Origin of the sequence: Acinetobacter sp. UBA2063, from assembly GCF_002333245.1 — a bacterium.
GTDB classification, from domain to species: domain Bacteria; phylum Pseudomonadota; class Gammaproteobacteria; order Pseudomonadales; family Moraxellaceae; genus Acinetobacter; species Acinetobacter parvus.
On the sequence record NZ_DDAH01000053.1, the window covers coordinates 1 to 4,408 of the forward strand.

Annotated in this window: 4 protein-coding genes; 2 read left to right on the plus strand and 2 right to left on the minus strand. The window is 38.3% G+C overall.

Translation table 11 applies throughout. The annotated features are described in order from the left end of the window. Nucleotides 1–103 precede the first annotated feature (103 nt). Together B4H32_RS02660 and B4H32_RS02665 are read right to left on the minus strand one after the other, a co-directional pair. A complete protein-coding gene (locus B4H32_RS02660) occupies nt 104–1,477 on the minus strand; it encodes an ABC1 kinase family protein (protein WP_286799690.1) in 1,374 nt (457 codons plus the stop codon). Nucleotides 1,478–1,672: 195 nt separating this feature from the next. Then, nucleotides 1,673–1,975, minus strand: coding sequence for a hypothetical protein (locus tag B4H32_RS02665; protein WP_286799691.1), 303 nt, complete (start codon nt 1,973–1,975; stop codon nt 1,673–1,675). 169 nt (nt 1,976–2,144) lie between these two features. Here B4H32_RS02665 and ybaK point away from each other — a divergent pair, with 169 nt between their 5' ends. Beyond that, the gene (ybaK, locus tag B4H32_RS02670; RefSeq protein WP_286799692.1) at nt 2,145–2,612 is read left to right on the plus strand and encodes a Cys-tRNA(Pro) deacylase; all 468 of its coding nucleotides are present in this window, start codon (nt 2,145–2,147) and stop codon (nt 2,610–2,612) included. Between the two features lie 316 nt (nt 2,613–2,928). Next, nucleotides 2,929–4,408 (plus strand): IucA/IucC family protein (locus tag B4H32_RS02675; protein WP_286799693.1); only part of this gene is annotated, 1,480 nt, incomplete at its 3' end.

A 4,408-nucleotide genomic window follows, 5' to 3' on the forward strand; every position in this document is an offset into this window, starting at 1 on the left:
TTTTGTTTTTTATTTGTTTTTAAAAACATTTAAAAAAATAGCTGTTAAAAAATTGACCAACCTGACAAATCAGATTGGTCGAAATGACTTTTATAAATATACGTTACGCAAACTCACGAATCATTTTACGCACATTGGTCTTTGCTTCAATCACTGTCATAAATGTATATGCACCAATAAATTTACGGCTAATGAACATAAATTCCTTGGGTGGAACAGAGAAATAACGCGATGCCATAGACTGTGCTGCCTGTTGCATGACACGGCTATGCAGTTGGCTTTTCTTCCAGTCATAACGATCCTGCTCATCCATAACGCCTGCTGGCATATCTGGATTATTTGCTGGACAGCTAAAAGCTTCTGTTGCAATCAGGAACACATCTGCCATACCTGGTTTGATACTTTCAGGCATTGCATCAAAAAACTCGTAGCCTGTCATCGCTTTCACCATTTCATCTTTGTTATGGTTATAACCAGCATGAATCAGGTTACGCGCAACAGTGAGCAAATTCTCATCGAACTGACGAATTGCACCAAAGTCGAGGAGAACGATTTTGTCATTTACATCATCGCCGTTACCCAAACGAACAAGGTAATTACCGAAGTTTGGATCGGTTTGCATTTCACCCCATTCAAACAGCTCACGTACTGCAATCTCTAAAGAGGCTTCACCAAGCTTGTTGCGGCGTTCCTGTGGCAGGGAGAGCATGACAGGGCTATTTACAGGCACACCACGCTCAAAGGTCATGCACAGCACTTTTTTAGCGCAAAATTCATCGACAATTTCAGGAACGATATAACGAGGGTCATCTTTCAGACGTGCAGCAAAGCGGCGAGTTGTTGCTGCCTCAATCCCGTAATCCACTTCACGATGCATCATTTCACGGACTTCATCAAACCACTGATCAAATTCGCGTGTTTGCGGCACCATACGAGTGAGTTTTAACATGTTCCTGAAAAGGTTCATGTCTGAATCAATTGCTTCAGCGACACCTGGATATTGAATCTTTAAGACAAGCTCTAAACCATCCGATTTACGTGTGGCACGGTGTACTTGAGCCAGTGAGGCCGTTCCGATTGGTTCATGATCAATGGTCAATTCATCGAGTTTTGATCCCAACTGTTCCTGTAAATGCGCTTTGATTGCAGGCCAATCTAGTGCGATAGTTTGATTGTTCAGTGTATTTAATGCTTGTGTAATTTCTTCAGGTAAGAAATGTTCGCCGTATAAAGCCATCATTTGTCCAATCTTTACGATTGATCCTTTTAGTTTTCCTATTTCAGAAACTAAATAATGAGCTTGTTCAGCCATGGCTTTTTTACGTTTCTTCTCTTTTTCTTCTTCACTGGAGAAAATAGAAGTCGCACTTGCAGTTGCCCAGCGTGTTCCAGCAAGTAAAGAGGCTTTTGCAATAGATAAGCGGCGATCCACGGATGAGGTTTTTAGGTTCTTAAGCTTATCGTTCTGATCTGACATGAAAGAAAAATCCTATGCTGAAATCGGAGGAGAGGAAAGCCGAGAGTTAAATTGTAGTGGATATTACAGCTTTTAAACGTATTAAAATAGTTCAATCGCTTGAATTATCAGTCCAAATTTGTGAAATAGTTCGATATTATCAAAATAGCCTAAGTAAAACTTTTATCTTTAGACTTGTTTCAATATACATTTATCCTAAATCTTAAACTGAATTTTTAGTGATGACTTCCGCATTAAAGCTGCTCTGTTGGTGTGAATATGCTGAATAAGCATACGCTTCACATGGCTGTGATGAAAACCGAGGGCATGGGCTTTGACAATAATAATACTGGGGAGGGTGAAGAAAAAATACCTGGTATCGTCTAAAGTCGCATCCTTAAAAATGCCTTCTTCAATAAGTGTATCTCTCAGAAATTGCTTTTCAGCCTGTATGGTAGAGGATTCATCATCCCAATAATTCTGGCGCATTGCCATTAAATTATTATGTTTGTAACTCATAAATGACTTGAGCCTTTTTCATTTTCACCGTGAATAAATATATGAGGTTCATTGTCCAATTATCAAGATGTGGATTTATATCAAAATAGCCTAAGTAAAATTTAATTATCTATCCAAATTTGCTACACTTATACCCGTTTTAAACCCAGATTTAATTAAACTGAAAAATATGACACCAGCCTGCAAGTTATTAGAAAAGAATAAAATCCCGTTTTCAATTCATGAGTATGAACATGATAGCAATGCTAAAAGCTTTGGTCTGGAAGCGGCAGAAAAACTGAATCTTCGGGTAGAGGAAGTGTTTAAAACCTTATTGGTAACAGATGAAAAAAACTTTTTCGTTGCCATTCTGCCTGTCAATCATCAACTTAATTTAAAGAAAGTTGCCACAGCAGTTGGATGCAAGAAACTACAGATGGCCAATCCAAAAGATGCGGAGCGTTTGACAGGTTATCTGGTGGGAGGAATCAGCCCATTGGGACAGAAGAAACCGCTAAAAACGGTGATTGATGCAACGGCGCAAGCATTGACCAAAATTTATGTGAGTGGTGGAAAAAGGGGATTGGATATTGGTTTAGATCCTAATGATCTAGCAAAGTTATTAAATGCAACTTTCTCTGATCTGTTGGATAGTTAGGGACTTTATCTGACATCTATTGCTTATGCTTTAATGTTTCAATCTACTAAAACAATAAAATTTCAGATTTTCATTAGAATATATAATAATGAGAATTATTATCTTTTGTATCAATAATCATCTATTTTTTTATTTAATCTATATTAATCAATGCTTTGTGCTGTTAATTTCAAAGGAAGTATTATAATTGCTATTATAAATGATAATTATTATCATTACTTTAATCTTATATGCAGTCGTTGCTGTATTTGAGAAGTGTTTTGAGCTCAAACATTCGAAAAAAAACTAACTCTCTCTTTATAGAGGATACCGACAGATGCAATCACTTGCCAATCGGTTGGCGATACAACATTTCGTCAACGCATATACGCAAGAAACTGGCAAAGGTCACTTGCTTAATCAAAATCAGCAAAGTCTGCAACAACAAGCGTTTAGCCAAGGTTTGACGCTGTTATCAATCCCAATACATTCTATTCAAGCACAATGTAATTTCCCTTTATCTTATGTCAGTCGAGTCGGGAGACATCGCTTAGCAGATCTTCCACAAATTATTATTCATGGTCAAATCAAGACATTTAGTCCTGTTGCAATAGTCGGGTTATTGCTTGAAGAACTGGTTTTTGAATCGTCTATTCCATTAGATGCTGCATCTTTAGTAGAGAAGTGGATTCAAAGTCGTGATGCGCTACAACAGTTTTTAGCACACCGTGAAACTGATTTTGATGATTTGGTCAAAGCAGGTCAGAGTTTCATTGAAACTGAGCAGGCACTCATACTGGGGCATAGCATGCATCCAGCGCCGAAAAGTAGAACAGGTTTTGTACATGAAGATTGGTTAAAGTTTTCACCTGAACATAAGGGCAAGACACAACTTCATTATTGGCTAGTGCACCAAGATTACATTGCGGAAGGTAGTGCGACTGATGAACCTATTTCAGCGCAATTAAAAACGGCATTACAGTGGTATTTATCTGAAAATGATCTCAATCTAGTTAAAACCCATAGCGAATATAAATTACTCCCATTACATCCTTGGCAAGCCCGTTATTTACAAAGTAAGCCTTGGTTTGAACGTTTAAAACAAACGGGGCAGTTAATTGATGTAGGCTTACGAGGCTGGCAATTCTCTCCAACAACATCCATTCGTACATTGGCAAGCTTCAACGCTCCGTGGATGGTGAAGCCATCTCTTTCGGTGATGATCACCAACTCTATTCGAGTCAATTTAGCGAAAGAATGCCACCGTGGTGAACTCACTCATCGTCTGTGGCACAGTGAGTTTGGTCAGAATATTCTAAAAAAATTTCCAAGCTTAAAGACAGTCAATGACCCAGCTTGGATTGCCTTAAAAATTGATGATGAAGTGGTGAATGAAAGTATCTGTATTTTCCGTGATCAGCCATTTCATCCTCAACAGCAAGTCACTTGTATTGCATCCTTATGTCAGGATCATCCAAATAGACCTTTAAATCGTTTTAATGCTTTATTTGCAAAAATTGCAAAAGCACATCACGAAACCGATTTCTCAGAAATTGCTTTGGATTGGTTTAATCGTTTCCTTGAAGTCAGTTTGCAACCGTTGATGTATGTCTATCATCGCCATGGCATGGCATTTGAATCACATCAGCAGAATGTGCTGTTAGAACTAGAGAATCATTTCCCCAAAACCTTATGGCTACGTGATAACCAAGGTTTTTATTATATCGAAGAGTTTGCCACTGAAATTCTGCAAGCGCTGCCTGAGCTAAAAGAAAAAGCGTTTGCCGTCGGGCCTAAAGATTTCGTGGATGAACGTT

Bases quoted from the DNA above. Each gene is read 5' to 3' on its own strand.
- B4H32_RS02660 (WP_286799690.1), bottom strand. From the start codon at position 1,477: ATGTCAGATCAGAACGATAAGCTTAAGAACCTAAAAACCTCATCCGTG.
- B4H32_RS02665 (WP_286799691.1), bottom strand. From the start codon at position 1,975: ATGAGTTACAAACATAATAATTTAATGGCAATGCGCCAGAATTATTGG.
- ybaK (WP_286799692.1), top strand. From the start codon at position 2,145: ATGACACCAGCCTGCAAGTTATTAGAAAAGAATAAAATCCCGTTTTCA.